Source organism: Rhodococcus sp. C3V, assembly GCF_029269915.1.
In the GTDB taxonomy this organism is placed as follows: domain Bacteria; phylum Actinomycetota; class Actinomycetes; order Mycobacteriales; family Mycobacteriaceae; genus Rhodococcus_F; species Rhodococcus_F qingshengii.
Map to the genome: position 1 here is coordinate 168,245 of NZ_JARJBE010000004.1, position 21,968 is coordinate 190,212.

At 63.5% G+C, this 21,968-nt stretch carries 20 protein-coding genes; 17 read left to right on the plus strand and 3 right to left on the minus strand.

All coding sequences use genetic code 11. The annotated features are described in order from the left end of the window. Positions 1-200 precede the first annotated feature (200 nt). On the minus strand, positions 201-1,304 hold the full coding sequence (locus P3G66_RS13105) for an NADH:flavin oxidoreductase/NADH oxidase (RefSeq protein WP_054826982.1): 1,104 nt from the start codon (positions 1,302-1,304) through the stop codon (positions 201-203). Positions 1,305-1,499: 195 nt separating this feature from the next. Between P3G66_RS13105 and P3G66_RS13110 the strand changes: the two genes are divergently transcribed. The 11 genes from P3G66_RS13110 (at position 1,500) to holA (ending at position 13,019) form a co-directional block, all read left to right on the plus strand. Beyond that, positions 1,500-2,786, plus strand: a complete 1,287-nt coding sequence (locus tag P3G66_RS13110; protein WP_058039397.1) for a glutamate-5-semialdehyde dehydrogenase — start codon at positions 1,500-1,502, stop codon at positions 2,784-2,786. Positions 2,787-2,826: 40 nt separating this feature from the next. Further along, positions 2,827-3,738 (plus strand): MoxR family ATPase, encoded by a 912-nt coding sequence (locus P3G66_RS13115; protein WP_003944506.1) that lies wholly within the window; start codon positions 2,827-2,829, stop codon positions 3,736-3,738. An 8-nt stretch (positions 3,739-3,746) separates the two neighbouring features. After that, positions 3,747-5,210 (plus strand): VWA domain-containing protein, encoded by a 1,464-nt coding sequence (locus P3G66_RS13120; protein WP_003944477.1) that lies wholly within the window; start codon positions 3,747-3,749, stop codon positions 5,208-5,210. 18 nt (positions 5,211-5,228) lie between these two features. Beyond that, positions 5,229-5,945, plus strand: a complete 717-nt coding sequence (gene nadD / locus P3G66_RS13125; protein WP_276116701.1) for a nicotinate-nucleotide adenylyltransferase — start codon at positions 5,229-5,231, stop codon at positions 5,943-5,945. A gap of 46 nt (positions 5,946-5,991) precedes the next feature. Beyond that, entirely contained in the window at positions 5,992-6,438 is a 447-nt protein-coding gene (rsfS, locus tag P3G66_RS13130; protein ID WP_003944502.1) for a ribosome silencing factor, read from the plus strand. Then, positions 6,435-7,109, plus strand: a complete 675-nt coding sequence (locus P3G66_RS13135) for a histidine phosphatase family protein (RefSeq protein WP_007731024.1) — start codon at positions 6,435-6,437, stop codon at positions 7,107-7,109. Before rsfS ends, P3G66_RS13135 begins: the two co-directional genes overlap by 4 nt. Next, positions 7,096-7,878, plus strand: a complete 783-nt coding sequence (gene octT, locus P3G66_RS13140) for a diglucosylglycerate octanoyltransferase (RefSeq protein WP_042924057.1) — start codon at positions 7,096-7,098, stop codon at positions 7,876-7,878. Before P3G66_RS13135 ends, octT begins: the two co-directional genes overlap by 14 nt. A gap of 4 nt (positions 7,879-7,882) precedes the next feature. Then, on the plus strand, positions 7,883-8,725 hold the full coding sequence (locus P3G66_RS13145) for a DegV family protein (RefSeq protein ID WP_003944515.1): 843 nt from the start codon (positions 7,883-7,885) through the stop codon (positions 8,723-8,725). An 81-nt stretch (positions 8,726-8,806) separates the two neighbouring features. Next, on the plus strand, positions 8,807-9,688 hold the full coding sequence (locus tag P3G66_RS13150; protein ID WP_276116702.1) for a ComEA family DNA-binding protein: 882 nt from the start codon (positions 8,807-8,809) through the stop codon (positions 9,686-9,688). Further along, complete coding sequence (locus tag P3G66_RS13155) at positions 9,685-12,045, plus strand: ComEC/Rec2 family competence protein (protein ID WP_058227184.1); 2,361 nt, start codon at positions 9,685-9,687, stop codon at positions 12,043-12,045. The genes P3G66_RS13150 and P3G66_RS13155 overlap by 4 nt, the downstream gene beginning before the upstream one ends. Next, positions 12,042-13,019, plus strand: coding sequence for a DNA polymerase III subunit delta (gene holA / locus P3G66_RS13160; protein ID WP_003944476.1), 978 nt, complete (start codon positions 12,042-12,044; stop codon positions 13,017-13,019). The genes P3G66_RS13155 and holA overlap by 4 nt, the downstream gene beginning before the upstream one ends. A 672-nt stretch (positions 13,020-13,691) precedes the next feature. Here the strand turns inward: holA and rpsT are convergent. Then, positions 13,692-13,952 (minus strand): 30S ribosomal protein S20, encoded by a 261-nt coding sequence (gene rpsT / locus P3G66_RS13165; RefSeq protein ID WP_003944567.1) that lies wholly within the window; start codon positions 13,950-13,952, stop codon positions 13,692-13,694. 197 nt (positions 13,953-14,149) lie between these two features. Between rpsT and P3G66_RS13170 the strand changes: the two genes are divergently transcribed. Genes P3G66_RS13170 through P3G66_RS13185 form a run of 4 tightly spaced genes read left to right on the plus strand, consistent with a single transcriptional unit; the run spans position 14,150 to position 18,475 of the window. After that, positions 14,150-15,775 (plus strand): circularly permuted type 2 ATP-grasp protein, encoded by a 1,626-nt coding sequence (locus tag P3G66_RS13170; protein ID WP_003944471.1) that lies wholly within the window; start codon positions 14,150-14,152, stop codon positions 15,773-15,775. A 56-nt stretch (positions 15,776-15,831) separates the two neighbouring features. Next, positions 15,832-16,803: an alpha-E domain-containing protein gene (locus P3G66_RS13175; protein ID WP_276116703.1), complete on the plus strand. Its 972-nt coding sequence runs from the start codon at positions 15,832-15,834 to the stop codon at positions 16,801-16,803. An 8-nt stretch (positions 16,804-16,811) separates the two neighbouring features. Further along, complete coding sequence (locus P3G66_RS13180; RefSeq protein WP_276116770.1) at positions 16,812-17,642, plus strand: transglutaminase family protein; 831 nt, start codon at positions 16,812-16,814, stop codon at positions 17,640-17,642. 59 nt (positions 17,643-17,701) lie between these two features. Next, positions 17,702-18,475 (plus strand): aquaporin, encoded by a 774-nt coding sequence (locus P3G66_RS13185; RefSeq protein WP_058039402.1) that lies wholly within the window; start codon positions 17,702-17,704, stop codon positions 18,473-18,475. 30 nt (positions 18,476-18,505) lie between these two features. Here the strand turns inward: P3G66_RS13185 and P3G66_RS13190 are convergent, their stop codons facing one another. Further along, positions 18,506-19,039 (minus strand): type II toxin-antitoxin system PemK/MazF family toxin, encoded by a 534-nt coding sequence (locus P3G66_RS13190; protein WP_020969977.1) that lies wholly within the window; start codon positions 19,037-19,039, stop codon positions 18,506-18,508. 72 nt (positions 19,040-19,111) lie between these two features. Between P3G66_RS13190 and lepA the strand changes: the two genes are divergently transcribed. Together lepA and P3G66_RS13200 are read left to right on the plus strand one after the other, a co-directional pair. After that, positions 19,112-21,004 (plus strand): translation elongation factor 4, encoded by a 1,893-nt coding sequence (lepA, locus tag P3G66_RS13195; RefSeq protein WP_003944564.1) that lies wholly within the window; start codon positions 19,112-19,114, stop codon positions 21,002-21,004. A gap of 6 nt (positions 21,005-21,010) precedes the next feature. Further along, complete coding sequence (locus tag P3G66_RS13200) at positions 21,011-21,940, plus strand: nitronate monooxygenase (RefSeq protein WP_047270792.1); 930 nt, start codon at positions 21,011-21,013, stop codon at positions 21,938-21,940. The last annotated feature ends 28 nt before the right edge of the window (positions 21,941-21,968 follow it).

Below are 21,968 nucleotides of genomic sequence, written 5' to 3' on the forward strand. Positions count from 1 at the left end.
TACCTGATGCACGCATCTTTTCGTTGCCCACTCGCCGATGAGCCGGTCGGGAAATCGAGCGTCCGCGTGCCCTGTGGCTCGTTGCGACCCCCGTCGCACGGCTCTGGCCCGCGGCAGTGTCCGGAGCCCACAGGGCTCCGGACTACCGGCAAGTAAGACGCTTACGCTATCAAAGTTGTGCGCGGGAGCCGATTTTCGGGCTAGAAGGCGCGGGCGTACTGCGACGGGATATGCGGTCCTACCTCGGCGTTCAGTTCACGGGCCGCCCGGCGCGCCCAGTAGGGATCACGCAACAGTTCGCGACCGAGGAGCACCGCCACTGCGCTTCCGTCTTCGACGATCTTCTCGGCCTGTTCGGGTTCGGTGATGAGGCCGACGGCGGCGGCCGGTAGCAGGCTCTCGTTCTGCAGGCGACGGGCGAACGGAACCTGGTATCCCGGCTCCACCGGAATCTTGGCTGCCGGTGAATTACCGCCGGTGGACACGTCGACGAGATCGACGCCGTAGTCGGAGAGGATGTTGGCGAGGGCTACGGTCTGATCCGCGGTCCAGCTCTCGACGTCGAGCCCACGTTCTTCCGTGAGCCAATCGGTCGCCGAGACCCGGACGAAGAGCGGTAGCTCGGCCGGCCACACCTCGCGGACTGCGCTCAGGATTTCGAGGAGCAACCGGATGCGGTTCTCGAAGCTGCCGCCGTAGCGGTCGGTCCGCTTGTTGCTCTCGGGGGAGAGGAACTGATGGATCAGGTATCCGTGAGCCGCGTGAATTTCCACGACCTTGAATTCGGCCTTCAGTGCGCGGGTAGCCGCCGCTGCAAAGTCTGCGACGACCTTCTCGATGCCTTCCGTGGTGAGCTCGACCGGATCGGCAAGGTGACCGAACGGAACCGCGCTCGGGGCCACCGTCTGCCACGAGAGTCGGTCGTCGGCGGGCAGGCTCTTGCCGCCGCGCCACGGAACCTGCGTCGACGCTTTGCGTCCGGCGTGGGCCAGCTGGATTCCGGGCACTGCGCCGAAGTACGCGAGTTGCGCGTTGATCTCGGCGAAGGCTTGCGCCTGCGTGTCGTTCCAGATCCCCAGATCAGCTGCCGATATGCGGCCTTCGGGATTGACGGCCGTCGCCTCGGTGAGAATCAGGCCGGTGCCGCCGATTGCACGGCTCACCAGATGCGTGCGATGCCACTCGTTGGGCACTCCGACCTGGTCGCCGATGACGTCAGCGGAGTACTGGCACATCGGTGCCATCCAGACGCGGTTCGGGATGGTGACGCCGCGCAGGGTCAAAGGCTCGAACAACACACTCACGGATGGCTCCTGACTCGAAGAAGAAGGTCGGTGGGTGCAACAGTGTCGCGCGCCGGAATTGTTCCCCGGCGGTCCGCCGAAATGTTCGCAGGCGGTCCGCCTAAATGTTCGCAGGCGGTCCGCCGGAATGGTCCCGGGTGGTCACAGCCTCGTTCCGCCGAGCAGGCCGTCACGGTGGGTGGTTAATGTGTATTCATGACCGCTGTGACTTCCAACGCAGAAACCGTCGACTCGAACGCGTCCGACACCAAGTCCGTCGTGCACGACGCCGCACGCCGAGCCCGCAAGGCTTCGCGCGTCCTGGCTCTGCTGACCACCGCGCAGAAGGATGCTGCGCTCAACGCCGCAGCCGACGCGGTACTCGCGGCAAGTGATCGGATTCTCGCGGCCAACGCTCTCGATATCGACACCGCGAAGGCGGGCGGCACCGAGGAATCGCTGCTCGACCGTCTTCGTCTGACCGCTGACCGGATCGAGGGCATCGCGTCGGGTTTGCGTCAGGTTGCCGGACTACCCGATCCGATCGGCGAAGTTCTTCGCGGCTCCACTCTGCCTAACGGTTTGGAACTACGGCAGCAGCGCGTTCCGCTCGGTGTCGTCGGCATGGTGTACGAGGCTCGTCCCAACGTGACCGTCGATGCCTTCGGGCTCACCCTCAAATCGGGAAATGCTGCGCTGCTTCGTGGTTCGTCCTCGGCGGTCAAGTCCAACGAAGCGTTGGTGGCGGCTCTGCGTGCGTCGTTGGTTGATCAGGGACTGCCCGAGGATTCCGTTCAACTTCTGCCAAGTGCGGATCGCTCCACGGTCACTCATTTGATTCAGGCCCGTGGCCTCGTCGACGTCGTCATCCCGCGCGGTGGCGCCGGCCTGATCAGCGCCGTAGTTCGCGATGCCACTGTCCCCACCATCGAGACCGGTGTCGGTAACTGCCACGTCTATGTTCACTCGGCCGCCGATCTACTGATGGCCGAGAAGATTCTTCTCAACTCCAAAACCCGTCGGCCCAGTGTGTGCAACACGGCAGAGACGGTGCTGGTCGACGCCGCTATTGCCGAGACGGCCGTGCCGAAGCTGCTCCAAGCGCTCCAGATGCACGACGTCGTCGTGCACGGTGATCTGCCGGGACTGGTTCCCGCGACCGAGGACGACTGGTCGAAGGAATACCTCACCCTCGACGTCGCCCTCAAGGTCGTCAAGGACTTGGACGCTGCCGTCGAGCACATCGACCAGTACGGGACCGGCCACACCGAAGCCATCGTGACGTCCGATCTCTCGGCTGCCCGCGAGTTCACCGCTCGAGTCGACGCTGCGGCAGTGATGGTCAACGCGTCGACTGCCTTCACCGACGGTGAGCAGTTCGGGTTCGGCGCCGAGATCGGCATCTCCACCCAGAAACTGCATGCGCGTGGCCCCATGGGGTTGCCGGAACTGACGTCCACCAAGTGGATCGTCTGGGGCGACGGGCATACCCGACCCGCCTGAAAAGTTCACCAGACTTGCCCCACCTCTCAAGGAGTTAACCGTGGACCGAGCACTTCCCGACACGACGCCGTTCTTCTCGACCGTCGACGACGTGATCGAACGGCTGGCCGAGACCGGCTATCTGTCCGACAAGGCCACCGCGACGGCAGTCTTCCTGGCCGATCGTCTGGGCAAGCCGCTGCTCATCGAGGGCCCGGCCGGTGTCGGAAAGACGGAACTCGCCCGCGCAGTCGCCCAGACCACGGGCGCAGAACTGGTGCGTCTGCAGTGCTACGAGGGCGTCGACGAGGCTCGTGCGCTGTACGAGTGGAACCACGCGAAGCAGATTCTTCGGATTCAGTCGGGCGGGGCGAGCGGAGCGAGGGGTGATGTCGCGGTCGACCACAGCTGGGACTCGACGAAGGCGGATGTCTTCTCGGAGGAGTTCCTGCTCGCACGTCCACTGCTCAAGGCCATTCGCCGCGAGGACCCGACGGTGCTGTTGATCGACGAGACGGACAAGGCAGACGTCGAGATCGAAGGTCTGCTCCTCGAAGTGCTCAGCGACTTCGCGGTCACGATCCCCGAGCTCGGAACGATCACCGCCACCCGCAAGCCGTTCACGGTGTTGACCTCGAATGCCACTCGTGAACTCTCGGAGGCTCTGAAGCGTCGTTGCCTCTTCCTGCATCTCGATTTCCCGGACGCCGACCTCGAGCGTCGCATCCTCGCAAGCCGTGTGCCGGAGCTTCCTGAAGCGATTGCCGAGCAGCTGGTCAACACCATTCGTGTTCTTCGCGGAATGCAGCTCAAGAAGGTCCCTTCAGTATCCGAGACCATCGACTGGGGACGCACCCTTCTTGCTCTGGGCATGGACACTCTTGACGACGATGCCGTTCGCGCCACGCTCGGCGTGATCCTCAAGCACCAGTCGGACCAGGTGCGTGCCGCCGCTGAACTTCGGCTGAACTGAGGTCTGACATGGCTCCCGCAGGATCGACGTCGCCGCTCTCACCTGGCGGCCTGGCAGCGCCGCACGGGATTCCCGGTCACCTCGTCGATTTTGTCGAGGCTCTGCGACGACGCGGAATCATGGTCGGCCCGTCCGAGACAGTCGACGCCGGTCAGGTCATGTCTGTTCTCGACCTGCTCGATCGTGAAGCGCTTCGTGAAGGGCTGGCATGCTCGCTCCTGCGCAGGCCGACCCACCGGGCGACGTTCGACGCCGTCTTCGACCTGTGGTTCCCCAAGGCGATCGGTGACCGTGCGGTCGGCGACGTCGACGTCACACTGCCGCGCAAGCCAGACGGCTCGATCGACCTGCAGGCCTTGCGTGAGCTGATCGCCGAACTGCTGACAGACGGCAGTGACGAGGCGATGGAGATGACCGAACTCCTGACCGCCGCGATGGTCGAGGAACTCGGGCAGTATCAGTCGAGCAACGGCCCGTCGTTCTCCGCCTACCAGGCGCTGCGCGACGTCGCCCCGGAGACGTTGCTCAACAAGATCCTGCAGGGCCTGCTCGGCAACCAGGAGGGTTCCGGGTCAGAGGGCAAGGACAACTCCGACTATCAATCCGAGGTCGCCAAGCGCACGGCAGCGCAGCGCATCGCGGACTTCCGCAAGATGGTCGAGAAGGAAACGCGTCGACGCACAGCCGAGAATTTGGGCAAGGAGCGGGTCGCCACGTACGGCGTTCCGAAACTCGCCGAGGAAGTCGACTTCTTGCGAGCGTCCGATGCCGAACTCACCACGCTGAAGAAGAACGTCGCACCTCTGGCTCGTTTGTTGGCCAGTCGTCTCGCCGTGCGTCGTAGCCGCTCTCGCGCGGGTTCGATCGACCTACGTCGTACGTTGCGCAAGTCCATGTCGACGGGCGGAGTGCCGATCGATCTGGTGCAGCGCAAGCCGAAGCGGGCGCGGCCCGAACTTGTGGTGATGTGCGACGTGTCCGGCTCGGTGGCGGGGTTCAGCCATTTCACTCTGCTGCTCGTGAACGCTTTGCGTGAGCAGTTCTCGCGCGTGCGGGTGTTCGCGTTCATCGACACGACCGACGAGGTCACGCGGTTCTTCGACTCGAACGCAGACCTCGGATCAGCGATGTCACGGATGGTGCGTGAGGCCGAACTGATCACCTACGACGGCCACTCAGACTACGGACACGCCTTCGGAGTGTTCCAGGAGAAGTTCGCGCAGTCGATCACCAGTCGCACGTCGCTACTGGTACTCGGCGACGGTCGCAACAACTACCGCGATCCCAACCTTCAGTCGCTGTCGCAGATGGTGGCAGTAGCCAAGCACGCGCACTGGCTCAACCCCGAGCCGAAGGGGCAATGGGGAACGGGTGACTCCGCGGCGAAGGTCTACAACGAGGTCATCAGCATGCACGAGTGCCGCTCGGCCCAGCAGCTTGCCGACGTCGTGTCCCGTCTGCTGCCGGTCTGACCCGTAAGCTCGACACTCGTGCAGAAGGGACTATCGGTGGAACGTGCTCGACGCCTAGGAGTGATGGGTGGCACCTTCGACCCCATTCACCATGGCCACCTCGTTGCGGCCAGTGAGGTCGCCGACCGGTTCGGACTCGACGAAGTGATCTTCGTCCCCACCGGACGGCCTTGGCAGAAGCAGGGGAAGGGCGTCAGTCCTGCCGAGGACCGGTACCTCATGACGGTCATCGCCACCGCCTCCAACCCGCGGTTTTCCGTCTCTCGGGTCGACGTCGACCGTGAAAAAGTGACGTACACCGTGGACACGCTGCGAGACCTCCGGGCCTACCACCCTGACGCCGAACTCTTCTTCATCACCGGTGCCGATGCGCTGGCCAACATCCTTTCCTGGCAAGATTGGGAAGAGTTGTTCGCATTGGCGAAGTTCGTCGGGGTATCGCGACCGGGTTTCGATCTCAATGCAGAGCACCTGGCCGGTCACCTCGACACCATGCCCGCCGACGCGGTCACGTTGATAGAGATTCCGGCACTTGCCATTTCGTCGACCGAATGTCGGCGTCGGGCAAGTGAAGACCGCCCCGTCTGGTACCTGGTGCCGGACGGAGTGGTGCAGTACATCTCGAAGCGGAACCTGTATCGACCTGTCGACGCGGAGCGCCGCGACGGAGCTACAACGATGTCGGAGCCCGCACCGGGGAAGTCGGAAGCCGTCCCGGGCGCCGAATCGAGCTAGCCGAGCACAACAAGTACTTTCTGAAGACGAAACTGGAGAACATCGAGTGAGCGCAAACACCGAAGCCATCGACATGGCACGCATCGCGGCCTTGGCAGCCGACGAGAAGCTGGCCACCGAAGTGGTGGTGCTCGATGTGTCCGAACAGCTGGTCATCACGGACTGCTTCGTCATCGCATCTGCGACGAACGAGCGTCAGGTCAACTCGATTGTCGAGAACATCGAAGACCGTCTCCGCGAAGCGGGACACAAGCCGGTCCGCCGTGAAGGCACCCGCGAGGGCCGCTGGGCACTGCTCGACTACGCCGACATCGTCGTCCACGTCCAGCATGACGAGGAGCGCAACTTCTACGCTCTCGATCGTCTGTGGAAGGACTGCCCGACGGTCGAGGTCGAAGGCCTCGGACAGAACCGTCCCGGCCCCGCCGATGCCAACACGGTGTTCGAGACCGACACGGTTTCCGAGCCGGACGCGCAGGATCCCTCGCTGTGACTTCGTCGGCGCCCAGTGCGGCGTCGAACCCTGTCCGCCGGCTCATCCTGCTGCGTCACGGACAGACCGAATACAACGCCGACTCTCGGATGCAGGGGCAACTCGACACCGACCTGTCGGAGTTGGGACGCACGCAGGCCAAGAGTGCAGGTCCGGTGATCGCCGATCGCAGGCCGTTGACGATCGTGTCCTCGGATCTGCGGCGCGCGTATTTCACGGCCGTCGCTGTCGGTGATGCCGCCGGACTTCCGGTCCTCACCGACATGCGTCTGCGTGAGACACACCTGGGGGAATGGCAGGGCCTGACTCATCATGACGTCGACGAGCGCACTCCCGGTGTGCGATCTGCGTGGCGAGCGGATGCCACGTTGGCGCCGCCCGGCGGCGAAAGCCGAATCGACGTCGCGAATCGCAGCCTCCCCGTAGTTCACGAATTGCTCGACACGCACCCGGACTGGGCCGAGCGGCCCGTGGTTCTGGTGGCGCACGGAGGCTTGATCGCGGCACTGACAGCGGCATTGCTCGACCTACCCATCGATCGCTGGGCCGTCCTCGGCGGATTGGGAAACACCAGTTGGGTGCAACTCAGTGGACATGGTGACGTCAAGTCGATCGAGTGGCGACTCGACGTATGGAATGCTTCTGCGAGTGTCGCAAATGACGTCCTCTGAAAGTGCCGACGGGCAGCGCCCCGTCCTCCTCGTACTCGCGGATTCGCTGTCGTATTTCGGCCCCAAAGGCGGCCTCGCGGCAGATCATCCACGCATCTGGCCCAACATCGTGGCCGACGAACTCGGCTGGGACGTCGAGTTGGTCGCCCGTATCGGATGGACGTGTCGCGACGCGTGGTGGGCACTGACTCAGGATCCTCGTGTGTGGGCGGCGGTGCCGCGGGCCGGCGCCGTCGTGTTCGCGGTCGGCGGGATGGACTCGCTGCCGTCCCCATTGCCTACCGCGCTCCGCGAGACCATCCGCTACGTTCGGCCACCCGCGCTTCGACGCGTGGTGCGCGAGGGTTATCAGTGGCTGCAGCCGCGGCTTGCACCTCTGGGCCGCCCGGTCGCACTTCCGCCCAAGCTGAGCGTCGAGTATCTGGAAAGCTCGCGAAATGCGTTGGAGTACATGCGGCCCGAACTGCCGATGATCGCGACCCTGCCGTCGGTGCACCGCAGTGATGCCTACGCCAGCGTGCATGCCGGACGACCTGCCGCGGTGTCCGCGATCACCGAGTGGGCTACGGAGAAAGACGTTCCCGTAGTCGACCTTGCAGATGCAGTGCGTGACAACGTCTTTTCCGAGAACGGCAATCCTGACGGCATTCACTGGGGTTGGGACGGTCACCTCGGCGTAGCCCGCGCGATGATCGCTGCGATTCGCGGGGTCGAGGCGCAGAAAGTGGTTTCGCCGGAACTGGTAGCACCGCCGAGCGAAGTCGGGTAGCAGAATGCCGGTCGTCGTCGTCACGGATTCCTCCGCCTGCATCCCGCAGGAGTCGGCCGACGCATGTGGCATTCAGGTTGTTCCGCTCCACGTGCTCCGTGACGGTTGTGACTTGCGAGAGGGCGTCGACGCAATGCCGAGCGACCTGTCGGGAGTGACAACGGCCGGAGCGTCGCCCGCCGAGTTGTCCGAAGCGTATGCACGCGCCCTGGACATGAGCGACGGTGACGGCGTTCTCGCCGTTCACATTTCACGTCAACTGTCGGGAACGTGGGAAGCCGGACGAGTCGCAGCCCAGGAATTCGGTGGCGCCGTCCGGATCGTCGATTCACAGTCCGCCGGTATGGGTTTGGGCTATCCGGCTCTCGAAGCTGCACGCTTGGCCGAGAAGGGCGCTTCACTCGAAGAGGCGTACGGCCGGGCGGTCGACGTAGCGAGCCGTGGGCGCTGCTACATCGTCGTCGACAAACTTGATCAATTGCGTAGGGGCGGACGAATCGGAACCGCGGCCGCACTGCTGGGCACTGCATTGGCCATGAAACCGATCCTGCATCTGGTGGACGGCAAGCTGGTGCTCGGCGAGAAAACACGTACCACCACCAAAGCTCTTGCGCGCTTGGTGGATTCGGCAGTCGAACGCGCCGGTCTCGGTCGTGTGGCGATAGCCGTGCATCACATGCGCGCGCGAGAGCGTGCGGACGGGATAGCCGAACAGTTGGCCGAGCGCATTCCCGATGTAGCGGAATCCGTCGTCACCGACTTCAGTGCGGTTATCGGAGCGCACGTCGGTGTCGGCGCGATCGGTGTTGTGGTGTGCCCGTTGCCGGAGATCGACACGAGCGCCTGATCGTTTCTCCACAATCCGCGAGTTCTCCACAGATACAAATTGTTCGTCGTTGGCGGCGAGGTCTCTCGTTAGCGTCCAGTCATGAGGATCAGCGAGGAGCGCGAGCGGGCGCGTGATCGCCTCGCGGCGATGGACGGCAACTACCGGCGGCGACACGAGGACGTCGACGAATTCGAGGATTCAGGGTCTTTCGAGAGGTCCCCCGAGTGGCTTCGGGACTTCGACGAGGACGACTACGACGCTCAGCCCGACTCGTCACGGTTCGACCGATTGCCCGAACACTGGCGCGGTACACGTTGGCGCCCGAGTCGGTCGGCGACCTGGGTGTTGGCGATCGTTGCAGTTCTGGCCACGGGAATCGGCTTGTTCGCCGTGTGGTGGGATGCTCCGAGCATGCAGGCGGTCCCACCGTTGCCCTCGCCCCAGAATGTCACGGAGAAGAATGTGACTGCCGGCGATGGTGAATCAGCCAGTCCTGTACCGACCGGCGTCGTGGCAGAGCAGCCGCCCGAGGCTGTGGTGGTCAGTGTCGTCGGGCTCGTGCGCACGCCTGGGCTTGTCAATCTTCATTCGGGCTCGCGCATCGCCGACGCGCTTGCTGCGGCAGGTGGCGTGCTCGACGGAGCGGAGACGGTGGGCCTGAATCTGGCTCAGAAACTTGTCGACGGCGATCAGATCGTGGTTGGTGCGGCCGATCAGTCCGGTGGTGTTTCTTCGAGTACCACTGCAGGAGGGACCAGCCCCGCAGCTACGGGGGAATCCGGCGGGGCTGGGCTGGTGAACCTCAATACCGCCACCGAGGCCGAACTGGACGAGCTTCCCGGGGTAGGGCCGGTAACGGCTGCGGCGATCATCTCCTGGCGCACCTCCAACGGAAAATTCACGGACATAGAACAATTGGGGGAAGTCGACGGGATCGGCCCGGCAAGGTTGGCCAAATTGCGAGTGCTGGTGTCGGTGTGAACGAACCGGAAGCCTCGCCGGTCCTCGACGCTCGACTGCTTCTGTCGGCGGTCGCGGTGTGGGGGAGCAGTGCGGTGGGGATCCTGTTCGGCCCGGTCGCCGCGTGGGTACTGGCGGTGGCGTGTGCGGTTCCAGCGGCACTCCTCACTTACGTGGTTGTGCGCCGGACATCAGCGGGGTGGGTACGAATCATGTTGGTTGCATTGCTGTTCGGTGCCGGGTGTAGTGCCGTCGGCGGGTGGCGGGCGTCCGAGGCGGAGAGGCACCCACTGACCCGAGCTTCTCTCGAGGGAGCTTGGGTGAGTGTCGAAGTGGAACCCTCGGAGGATCCGCACGCGGTCTCCGGCGCGGTGGGTCAAGGTCAGGTCGTCTTCAGGGCAACCGTCAATTCGGTGACTGCCCAGAACCGCAGGTACTCCGGAGGCGGCTTGGTCACCATCCGGGCGCCCAGTTCGTCGTGGCTCGAAGTTGTTCCAGGGCAGAGCCTCACGGTTCGTGGCCGGGCGAGTCAGCCATGGCGTAGCGATTCCACGCTCGCCGTGATCACGTCCGAAGGGCCTCCCGTCGCGGTGGGAGAAGTGCCCTGGTATCAGCGATGGGCAAGTGTGGTGCGCATTCGTTTCGCCGCTGCGTGCTCGGCTGCACTCCCGCCGGATCAGGCGGGTCTGCTGCCTGGCCTCGTCGTCGGAGACACGTCGGCGCTGTCGCCGGTGGTGAAGGACAACTTCACCGTTGCCGGACTTTCCCATCTCACCGCGGTGTCCGGCGCCAACATCAGCATTCTGCTCGGGGCCGTTCTGCTGTTGGTCAGAGCCGCGGCGCTCAGTCCACGGGTCGGCGCCGCTTTGGCGGTGGTAGCCCTCGTTGCCTTTGTTGTCGTCGCGAGGCCGTCGCCGAGTGTTCTACGCGCGTCGGTGATGGGCTTGGTAGGCCTGCTCAGTCTGGTCACCGGTCGTCGCAAACAGGCGCTGCCTGCGCTTGCCGCCGCCGTCATCGTTCTGGTAGTCGTGAGGCCCGAGCTGGCCGTCGACTGGGGATTTGCGCTGTCGACTACTGCGACGGGCGCGCTGGTGATCATTGCTCCGGTGTGGGTGGACGTGCTTCGCCGAAGAGGCTGGCCCCGTTGGTTTTCGGAGATGACAGCTGTCTCGGGTGCTGCGTTTGTCGTGACTGCACCGTTGGTGGGCGCCATGGCGGGAACCTTCAGCGTGGTCACGATTGCCGCGAACATGGCGGTGGCGCCGGTGATCGGAATCATCACGGTGTTCGGTGCGGTGATTGCCTTGTGTGCGCTGATCTGTCCACCGATCGCGGTGTTCGTCGCGCCATTGGTGCGGCCGCCGATGGGGTGGCTGCTGTGCGTGTCCGAGCGGGCGGCGGCGCTTCCCGGAGCGTCGGTGGTAGTGCCGTCAGGACTCATCGGTGCCCTCGTCGTCGTGGGAGTCCTACTGGCGACGACCCTGACGCTGTGGAATCGGATTTCGAGATGGGTGCTCGGCGTTCTCGTTCTGGGAGTTGTTCTGGCCCTGATCTTTCAGCACGTGTTCGGGGGTGGCCGTATTGCTCCGGGGTGGGCACTGGTGATGTGCGACGTCGGCCAGGGAGACGGTCTTGTGCTCTCGACTGGAGACGGCAGGGTGATCGTGATCGATGTCGGTCCTGATCCCACGTCGATGGATCGTTGCCTGAACATGTTGGACGTCAACGACATCGCGTTGCTGGTGATCAGTCATTTTCATGCCGATCACATCGGTGGATTGGAAGCAGTCCTGAGTGGGCGTTCGGTCGCTGCGATCGGAGTCGGGTCGATGTTGTTGCCGGAGTCAGGTTTTCGGGCGGTGAAGGATGCCGCCGACTCGCAGGCCGTTCCGGTTGTCTCGTTGCTCGCAGGTATGGAGTTGACGTTGGGATCGGTGAACGTGGAGGTTCTCGGTCCGTTGGTTCCAGCTCCCCGCGATTCCGTCGGTGCCGCAGATGCAGCCAACGATCAGTCGCTGGTGGTGATGGCGCACACGGGCGCGGGTCGAATTCTGTTGACGGGCGACGCCGAAGTTGCGGGGGAGGAGGCGATCCTCCGATCGGGAGCGGACGTGAAGGCCGATGTGTTGAAGCTGCCCCATCACGGTTCTCGGACCACGTCGTCGGCATTTCTGGAAGCGGTGCGTCCGAGGTTGACGATGATCAGCGTCGGCGTCGGCAACAGTTTCGGGCACCCGAATGCGGAGGTTCTCGATGAACTGGATTCATTGGGCGGGGCGGTGGTTCGGACCGACGTCGACGGCACCGTCGCTGTGTACGGCGGGGGCGGCGGGTCTGTGTCGATCGTGTCGGTTCCTCGTGGGACCATCTTCGGGTGAGTAATCCGTCTGGAGTCGATCCGCTGCATCTTGTTCTCGGGGACGACGAGTTCCTGATCGACCGCACGGTATCGCAGCTCATCAGAGCCGTCCGCGGTGACCGCGGCCAGGGTATTTCGGATCTCCCGGTGACCAAGATGCGTGCGGGCGACACCAATGCTCCCGAGTTGGCCGAGTTGCTCAGCCCTTCTCTTTTTGCCGAAGACCGTGTGATCGTCTTGGAATCGGCTGCAGAAGCAGGCAAAGATGCCGTAGCGCTTGTCCTGGAGGCTGCACGCGAGCCGGCAGAAGGTGTGGTTCTGATCGTCGTGCACTCGGGCGGCGGTCGCGCGAAAGCGTTGGCTCCGGCCCTCGAGAAGCTCGGCGCGACGGTTCACAACTGCGGAAAACTGAACAAGAGTCAGCTTGTCGACTTCGTCCGGGGTGAGTTCCGGACCGCAGACGTGAGGGTTGCGCCAGATGCGATCGCCGCGATGATCGAAAGCGTCGGCTCCAACCTCCGCGAACTCGCGTCGGCCTGCTCGCAATTGGCGGCAGATACGGGCGGCAAGATCGACGTCGATGCGGTCCACAAGTATTACTCGGGCAAGGCCGAGGTTTCCGGATTCGACGTGGCCGACAAAGTCATCGTCGGCGATACCCGGGGTGCGCTCGAGGCGCTCCGATGGGCAGATCAGATCGGAACAGCCCATGTTCTGCTCGCGGATGCCCTCGCCGACGCAGTCCACACCATCGCGAAGGTCGGCCCGTTTGCACGGGGCGGTGACCCGTTCCGGTTGGCGTCGGATCTCGGAATGCCGCCGTGGAAGGTCAAGAAGGCGATCAAGGAGGTCGGCGGCTGGGATCCCACGTCGATCGGCGCTGCGATGCAGATCGTCGCTGCCCTCAACGCCGACGTGAAGGGTGCCGCAGTCGACTCGTCCTTCGCCCTGGAGATGGCAGTGCGGAAAGTGTGCGCGTTGCGGAAGAACTGAGTACAACGTGGCCTACTGCGCGTCCGGCCAGAAGTAGTCCGACGACAGTGGCGGCCGTGGCCTCGCCCGCCCGGTAGTCGAGGCGTTTCACGCAGGCTTGCTCCAACTGAGTATGCGGAATGGCCTGAGGCCGTGTCGTTGGTTCACCTGTTCTGATGTCGGTCACCCGTAGTGAGTCGTGCGACACCGGATTCACCACACTGCCGCAGGCAATGGTTTCTTGGCCGATGCTGTCCACCGGCACCTTCACGGTGGTGAGTACCGCTCGTCCAACGGCGAGAAACGCCAGAATCGCAACGAGTGAACACATCACGCCGAAGAAGATCCGGAATTCGCTACGTTGCCTGCGCCTACACCATCCGTAGCTTGCGGCACCTCCGACGACTGCAACCGTCAATGATTCCCACCAACGAGGGATTCCCAGGGCGGCCACTACGCCGAAAGCGACGACCGCCCAGAAGACAGTCGTGAACAACCAGCTGCGAGGGCGCTTCCCGTGCCCGTTGATCGCCATCATCAGATGGTTGCAGCCCGCTCCACATATTCGCTGCAAGACATGGATGGCGGGTCTTCGCACTGACCCGATTGAATACGCAAAATAGCCGCCTGGTCTTTCGACCTGGCGGCTATCGAGACGAACCAGTGTGACGGCGAACCGTCACAGTGGAAACGTCAGAGCTTGTTGGCAGCCTGCGAGAGTGCAGACTTCTTGTTGGCAGCCTGGTTGGCGTGAATGACGCCCTTGCTGGCTGCCTTGTCGAGCTTGCGGCTGGTGGAGACGAGGAGCTCGTTGGCCTTGTCCTTGTCACCGGCTGCCGCAGCCTCGCGGAATGAACGGATCGCGGTACGCAGCGAGGACTTCACCGACTGGTTACGGAGTCGGGCCGCCTCGTTGGTACGGATTCGCTTCACCTGGGACTTGATGTTGGCCACGCGTAAAATCCTTGTCGTCTTTAGCTGGTTACGGTCGAGAAAGCTGTGGGCGCACTGATGCACCGACTGGCAAGATTACCAGCCGAGGGCCCAAGAACCCAAACCGTCGCACGTTGCGTCTGTCGAGAAGGGTACACCGAGTGCCCGATTTCTCGCCGCGCTGCCGAATAGCCCCACTTGTAGCAGCATGTTGCCCTATGACGCCGCCGCCTTCGAAAAGTTCGAGTAAAACAGGTTCGACCACCACCCGAGCGCGTCCTGCCGCAGTGTTCGACGGATATTCAGACATCGGTCGCTACGAGTTGGCTTTCGACGAGATGTTCGAGCCCGACGGCTCGGTGCGTGGTCCGTACAAGGGTGTGTACAAAGCCCTGGCGCCGACGAGCAGCGCCGACCTCGCCGCGCGTGCCGACGCACTCGGACGCGCATTCATCGACCAAGGTGTGACGTTTTCGCTGTCCGGGCAGGAACGACCCTTCCCGTTGGATCTGGTGCCACGCGTCATCGCCGCCCAGGAGTGGTCGCGGCTGGAAAAGGGCATCAAACAGCGGGTGAAGGCGCTCGAGTTGTTTCTCGCGGACATTTACGGAGAGCAGCGAATCCTGCGCGATCACGTGTTGCCGCGCCGCCTGGTCACCTCGTGTGAGCACTTCCACCGTGAAGCGGCAGGCATCGTGCCGCCCAACGGTGTGCGAATTCACGTCGCGGGTATCGACCTGGTCCGAGACGAGGCGGGAGAGTTCCGAGTTCTCGAGGACAATCTGCGATCTCCGTCCGGTGTCTCCTATGTGATGGAAAACCGTCGCACCATGACTCGGGTGTTCCCGGATCTGTTCATGTCCCACAAGGTGCGGGCGGTCGGTGATTACGCAACACATCTGCTGAGGGCGCTGCGTGCGGGTGCTGCACTCAACGAAGCGGACCCGACAGTGGTTGTTCTCACACCGGGTATCGCCAATTCCGCCTATTTCGAGCATTCGTTGCTCGCTCGTCAGATGGGTGTGGAACTCGTCGAAGGTCGCGACCTGTTCTGCCGCGACAACATGGTGTATATGCGCACGACGGAAGGCGAGCGCCAGGTCGACGTAATCTATCGCCGCATCGACGACGAGTATCTCGACCCGATGCACTTCCGTCCGGATTCGATTCTCGGCGTCGCAGGCCTACTGAATGCGGCGCGGGCGGGCAACGTGGTGATCTCGAGCGCCGTCGGCAACGGAGTCGGTGACGACAAACTCGTCTATACCTACGTTCCGCAGATCATCGACTACTACCTCGGTGAGAAGCCGCTCTTGCAGAACGTCGACACGTTCCGCTGTTGGTTGGACGAGGAGTGCGAGCAAGTCCTCGACCGCGTCGCCGAACTGGTGATCAAGCCGGTGGAAGGGTCCGGCGGCTACGGAATCGTCTTCGGACCCGACGCGAGCCCCAAGGAACTGGCCGCGATCACCCGCAAGATCAAGGCAGACCCGCGCGGGTGGATTGCGCAGCCACTCGTGCAGTTGTCCACGGTGCCGACCAAGATCGACGATGTTCTCTCGCCGCGCCACGTGGACTTGCGGCCCTTTGCCGTCAACGACGGTGAGGACGTGTGGGTGTTGCCCGGCGGCCTGACCCGGGTGGCACTTCCGGAAGGTTCGCTGGTGGTCAACTCCAGCCAGGGCGGCGGAAGCAAGGACACGTGGGTGCTTGCGAGTCGCACCTCTGACGAAGACCCAGAGTTGTCAGGCGAGGAACTGGTGTCCGAGCCCCCGGAATCCGCGGAGCCGGTGCAGGGTCCCGAACTGAGCACCTCGCAGCAACAACAGCAGCAGCAACAGTGAACACCTCGGAAGTGCCCAGCTACCAAGAACTATCAGTGAACGGAGCGTGGTGACCGATGCTTGCTCGCAACGCAGAGTCCCTCTACTGGATCGGCCGCTACGTCGAGCGCGCCGACGACACTGCTCGGATCCTCGACGTCGCCGTCCATCAATTGCTCGACGACGCCACCGTCGACCCGGACCGCACGTCGCGTCTGCTCCTGCGTGTCCTCGGCATCGAGGCGCCGGAGGGCAAGCTCGACGTGCGCTCGCTCACCGATCTGGTTGCGTTCAGCCGCAACCAGGTTGGTTCGATCGTGGACTCGCTGGCAAGTGCTCGTGAGAATGCTCGCGGGGCGCGTGAGGTCACGTCGAGTGAGATGTGGGAGTGCCTGAACACCACGTACAACGGACTGGCCGAGCGTGAACGTGCCTCACGCAGGCTGGGGCCACACGAGTTCTTCCGCTATGTGGAGGAACGCGCAGCGATGTTCGCGGGCCTGGCGGATTCCACGCTCAGTCGCGACGACGGCTATCGGTTCCTTCTGCTGGGCAGGTCGATCGAACGTGTCGACATGATCGTGCGGATGCTTCTGGCGCGCGCCGGTGACCGCCCGTCGTCGCCGGCATGGGTCAGCGTTCTTCGCTCGGTGGGCGCACATGACACGTATCTGCGTACGTATCGCGGAGCACTCGACGCCAATCGCGTCGTCGAGTTCATCTTGTTGGACAGGCTCTTTCCGCGCTCGGTGTTCCACTCGATCAGGCAGGCCGAGAAGTGCCTGCAGGAGCTCGACCCGCAGCCGGGCAGTCGCGTCGGAATCCGGGCGGAGGCGCCGCGGCTTCTGGGCCGCGCACGCAGCGAACTCGAGTTCCTGCCGCAGGGCGTGTTGCTCGAGGATCTGCAGGGACGGTTGCTCGGTTGGCAGGAGACCTGCCGCGAACTGGGTGAGGCAATTGCATTGCAGTACTTCCACGCTGCGCCGTGGGTCGCGTGGACGGATGCCGGCGCCGCGTATGCGGAGTCGACGGTGGAGGGAGAGCTGTGAGCTGGCGAATGAGGGTCGTGCACACCACGGGATATGCGTACGACGCCCCGGTGACGTCGTCGTACAACGAAGCGCGATTGACACCTTGCGGCGACACCAGGCAGACGGTGATACTCACGCGCGTCGAAACCCAGCCGGCAACGCGTTCCTACCGATACACCGATTACTGGGGCACCGCGGTGACCGCCTTCGACTTGCACGCCCCGCATACGGAACTCGAAGTGACCGGACTGTCGGTGGTGGAGACGGAACCGTTCGTTCAGCCCGAGGAAACCGTCGACTGGGATGAATTGTCGGGAAACGCGATTAAAGATCGATTCAACGAACAACTGAGTTTCACGAGATATGTTCCGCGTGATCGTAAGCTGGCGACAATTGCCAAGGAATTGCGCAAAGATAAATCACCTGAAGATGCAGTAGTGGCTGCGTCGCAATGGGTTTACGGCGAAATGTCATATGTGCCGGGTACGACCGGAGTGCATACGTCGGCGGTCGAGGCGTGGTCGGCACGGAAAGGCGTCTGCCAGGACTATGCGCATCTGACCTTGGTATTGCTTCGAACGATGGGGATACCGTGTCGATACGTTTCCGGCTATCTCCACCCCAAACGTGATGCGGCAGTCGGGGACACGGTGGTCGGCGAATCGCACGCGTGGATCGAGGCGTGGACCGGCGCGTGGTGGGGATACGACCCGACCAATGCGATAGCTGTGAATGAACAGCATGTCTCGGTCGGAATAGGAAGGGACTATTCGGATGTGCCGCCTTTGAAGGGAATCTTTTCCGGTGGACGCTCCACAGATCTCGAAGTTGTTGTGGAGATCACCAGGCTTGCGTAAAGTCCGGCAAATCTAGGCGCGTGAGCATTACTACCGTTCGATGAGAAGAAGGTGGGAATATGTCTCCAACTGCACAGGAATTGACTGAGATCGAACCGATCTCGGATGTGAAGAAGTATGCGGCCGAAGCGGTGGGAACATTCGTGCTCGTGTTCTCCGCAGTCGGAACTGCCGTCTTTGCAGGTGCGAAAGTCGGCAATCTCGGAGTTGCCTTCGCATTCGGCCTGACCCTGCTGTTCCTCGTATATGCGATCGGACCGATTTCCGGTTGCCACGTCAACCCAGCAGTGACTCTCGGCCAATTCGTGATCGGGCGAATCTCAGCCGTCAATGCGGCGATTTACGTTGTCGCGCAAGTGATCGGCGGCTTGGTCGCAGGCGTCGTGATCTACACGGTGGCCAACAGTCTCCCGGCGTACAACCGTGCTGCTGACGGTTTGGGTGCAAACGGTTGGGGCGCACACAGTCCGTCTGCCGAGAAGAATCTTCTCGGAAACGTGGTTTCCGACGGCTACGGCATCGGTGCCGCCATGATCATCGAGATCCTGCTGACAGCACTGCTGGTATTCGTCGTTCTCGCGTCGACCGACCAGATCTCCGACGTGCCGCTCGCCGGGGTGTCCATCGGCTTCACCCTGGCCGTCATTCACCTGATCTCGATCCCGATCGACAACACCTCCGTCAACCCTGCTCGAAGCCTCGCTGTCGCGCCGTTCCAGGACGGTGCACTCGGTCAGGTGTGGTTGTTCATCGTGTTCCCGCTCATCGGCGGTGCGCTCGGTGCACTCATCTATCGAGCACTATTCGGACGGTTCAACCGTCTGGACAGCTGATCGATACTGTTTCCATCGTTCGGGTCGGCTTCAGCTCCAGCTGAAGTCGGCCCGAAGTTTTGCCGCGACCGCGTCGAACTTCTTGTGATCCATGACGGCGCCCTCGCGCCGAATCCCGCTCTCGGGAACGTCGAGCACCCGGTCGAGCCGGACCCAGCTGGGCCTTCCCTCGCCGTCCCACGGGCCCGAACCGATTGCGAGCCAATCACGCTCGCCTTCGCGTTTGCTCTGCGAGGACAGCATCAAACCGAGCAGCGTGTTGCCGTCGCGGCCGACAACCAGCACCGGGCGGTCTTTGCCCTGGGTCGGATCCTCCTCGTAGGCAACCCAGGTCCAGACGATCTCGCCCGGATCGGCCTTGCCGTCGAGGTCGGGGGAGTACTCGACCTTGCGGGCGCGATGTGCGGTCGGAGACGTTCGCGCGGCGATCGGGCGGCCGGACGGACCCGGCTTCGAGGCAGACGACTGGGACGTGGACGACTGCAGCTGGCGCAGCAACGCAGGGCCCTTCTCCACCGCGAGGGCGCCGAGGGTTCTGCCGATCTGCTTCCACATGCTTGCCATAGCGTTCGAGCATAATCACCCGCCCGTGGGAACCCCTGGTACGGCGGCGCCGAGACTTGGATATCCTGAGGGTTGACAGTGGCCCGGATCCGGGCCGGTGCCGGTCCGACTAAGGGGTCTCCCATCAGCAGCTTCGCCGACAAGACGTTCACGGATCCTGCGCAGATCCGGAACTTCTGCATCATCGCGCACATCGACCACGGTAAGTCGACGCTGGCAGATCGCATGCTTCAGCTCACCGGTGTGGTCGAAGAGCGGGCGATGCGTGCGCAGTACCTGGACCGCATGGACATCGAGCGTGAACGCGGCATCACCATCAAGGCTCAGAACGTTCGTCTGCCCTGGACCGTCGACGGCGAAGAGTTCGTCCTCCACCTCATCGACACACCCGGCCACGTCGACTTCACGTACGAGGTCTCCCGTGCGCTCGAAGCATGCGAGGGCGCAATTCTGCTGGTCGACGCTGCTCAGGGCATCGAAGCTCAGACGCTGGCGAACCTCTACCTGGCGATGGAGAAGGATCTCAAGATCATTCCCGTCCTCAACAAGATCGACCTCCCGGCCGCGGATCCCGACCGCTATGCCGAAGAGATCGCGCACATCACGGGCTGCGAGCCCGGTGATGTCCTGCGCGTCTCGGGTAAGACCGGCATGGGCGTCAAGGAACTGCTCGACGAGGTCATCAAGCAGGTACCTGCGCCTGTCGGCGATGCTGACGGTCCCGCCCGCGCGATGATCTTCGACTCCGTCTACGACGCCTACCGCGGCGTGGTCACCTACGTGCGTGTGGTCGACGGTCGGATCCGTCCCCGCGAGAAGATCACGATGATGTCCACGGGCACCACACACGAACTGCTCGAGGTCGGCATCATCTCGCCCGAGCCGAAGGCCAGTATCGGTCTGGGCGTCGGCGAGGTGGGCTACCTCATCACGGGTGTGAAGGATGTCCGCCAGTCGCGCGTCGGTGACACCGTCACCACCACCCGCAACGGCGCGACCGAACCGCTGGTCGGCTACCGCGATCCCAAGCCGATGGTCTACTCGGGCCTCTACCCGATGGACGGCTCGGACTACCCCGTGCTGCGCGATGCCCTCGACAAGCTCCGTCTCAACGACGCGGCGCTGGCGTATGAACCCGAGACGTCGGTTGCCCTCGGATTCGGCTTCCGCTGCGGCTTCCTCGGCCTGCTCCACATGGAGATCACCCGCGACCGCCTCGAGCGTGAGTTCGGCCTCGAACTGATTTCCACCGCGCCCAACGTCGTCTACCGCGTCGTGATGGAGGACGGGGCCGAGGTCATCGTCACCAACCCGTCGTACTGGCCGGAAGGCAAGGTTCGCGAGGTCTACGAGCCCGTCGCCAAATGCACCGTCATCGCCCCGAGTGAGTACGTCGGCGCCATCATGGAGCTGTGCCAGTCCCGTCGCGGTGAGCTCGGCGGCATGGACTACCTCTCCGAGACTCGCGTCGAACTGCGCTACGAACTGCCCATGGGCGAGATCATGTTCGACTTCTTCGACGCCCTCAAGTCCCGCACCAAGGGTTATGCCAGCCTCGATTACGAGGAGGCCGGTGAGCAGCAGGCCGATCTGGTGAAGGTCGACATCCTGCTGCAGGGCGAGGCCGTCGACGCGTTCTCCTCGATCGTGCACCGTTCCAACGCCGGCGCTTACGGCGGACGCATGACGTCGAAGCTTCGTGAGCTGATTCCTCGCCAGCAGTTCGAGGTTCCGATCCAGGCCGCGATCGGCGCGAAGATCATCTCGCGCGAGAACATTCGCGCAATCCGCAAGGACGTTCTCGCCAAGTGCTACGGCGGCGACATCAGCCGTAAGCGCAAGCTGCTCGAGAAGCAGAAGGAAGGCAAGAAGCGCATGAAGACCATCGGTCGCGTCGAGGTGCCGCAGGAAGCATTCGTGGCGGCCTTGACGTCGGAATCGGTCGGCGAGAAGCCCAAGAAGTAGGAGCGCATGGTCACCACCTGGTTGTCCCGAGAGTTCGGAATCGAAATCCCGGTTCTCGGGGCGCCCATGGGTGGTCGCGCGGGCGGCGCGCTCGCCGGAGCTGTTTCGGCGGCCGGCGGGTTGGGGCTGCTCGGCGCGGCTCGGTACAACACACCGGAGTGGATCGAGGCCGAAGCCGAGGTGGCCCGCTCGATCGGCGGAAAGTTCGGCGTCGGCCTGATGACGTGGTCGCTGCCCGAGAACGAGTTGATGCTCGACGCCGCGATTGCCGTCGAGCCGACCATGATCACCTTGTCGTTCGGTGATCCCGCCTCGTATGTCGGACGAATCCACGATGCGGGCATTCCCGTTGTGTCACAGATCAATACGCTCGAAGACCTTCGCATTGTCGAGGCCGCGGGTGTCGACGGCGTGATCGCGCAAGGCGGTGAGGCAGGCGGTCACACGGGCCGAATCGGAACCTTGCCGCTGCTGCAGGAGATCCTCGAAACGACATCACTTCCGGTACTGGCGGCCGGCGGAATCGGGACCGGCCGCGGTTTGGCCGCAGTCCTGGCGGCCGGCGGGGAAGGCGTGATGATCGGAACGGCGCTGCTCGCCAGCCCGGAGACGGTCGGGCCGGACTATGCCCGCGAGCGCGTCGTCGAAGCCGGAAGTGCCGACACGATTTACACCTCGGTGTTCGACCGAGCGCGCAGTCAACCGTGGCCGCAGCGGTGGGGTGGCCGCGCGGTGGCCAACGAGTTCACCGCCGCCTGGCACGGAGTCGACGCCGATGAGGAAATGCTGGCAAAGGCGTACGACCCCTCGGATCCCCACAGCGGAGTCGTCTACGCCGGAGAAGCTGTCGGACTCGTACACGGAACCCATCCGGCCGGCGACGTGGTTCGACGCATCGGCGCCGATGCGGAGCGTCTGCTCTCTCGTTTCGCCTGAAAGCAAGGTCGGACACAGCCGGGTCCCA

Coding starts and splice junctions, on each gene's coding strand:
- octT (WP_042924057.1), top strand. CDS start 7,096: ATGACGTCCTCTGAAAGTGCCGACGGGCAGCGCCCCGTCCTCCTCGTA.
- P3G66_RS13180 (WP_276116770.1), top strand. CDS start 16,812: ATGAGGGTCGTGCACACCACGGGATATGCGTACGACGCCCCGGTGACG.
- P3G66_RS13200 (WP_047270792.1), top strand. CDS start 21,011: ATGGTCACCACCTGGTTGTCCCGAGAGTTCGGAATCGAAATCCCGGTT.
- P3G66_RS13170 (WP_003944471.1), top strand. CDS start 14,150: ATGACGCCGCCGCCTTCGAAAAGTTCGAGTAAAACAGGTTCGACCACC.
- P3G66_RS13110 (WP_058039397.1), top strand. CDS start 1,500: ATGACCGCTGTGACTTCCAACGCAGAAACCGTCGACTCGAACGCGTCC.
- P3G66_RS13150 (WP_276116702.1), top strand. CDS start 8,807: ATGAGGATCAGCGAGGAGCGCGAGCGGGCGCGTGATCGCCTCGCGGCG.
- P3G66_RS13120 (WP_003944477.1), top strand. CDS start 3,747: ATGGCTCCCGCAGGATCGACGTCGCCGCTCTCACCTGGCGGCCTGGCA.
- P3G66_RS13185 (WP_058039402.1), top strand. CDS start 17,702: ATGTCTCCAACTGCACAGGAATTGACTGAGATCGAACCGATCTCGGAT.
- P3G66_RS13145 (WP_003944515.1), top strand. CDS start 7,883: ATGCCGGTCGTCGTCGTCACGGATTCCTCCGCCTGCATCCCGCAGGAG.
- P3G66_RS13175 (WP_276116703.1), top strand. CDS start 15,832: ATGCTTGCTCGCAACGCAGAGTCCCTCTACTGGATCGGCCGCTACGTC.
- P3G66_RS13190 (WP_020969977.1), bottom strand. CDS start 19,039: ATGGCAAGCATGTGGAAGCAGATCGGCAGAACCCTCGGCGCCCTCGCG.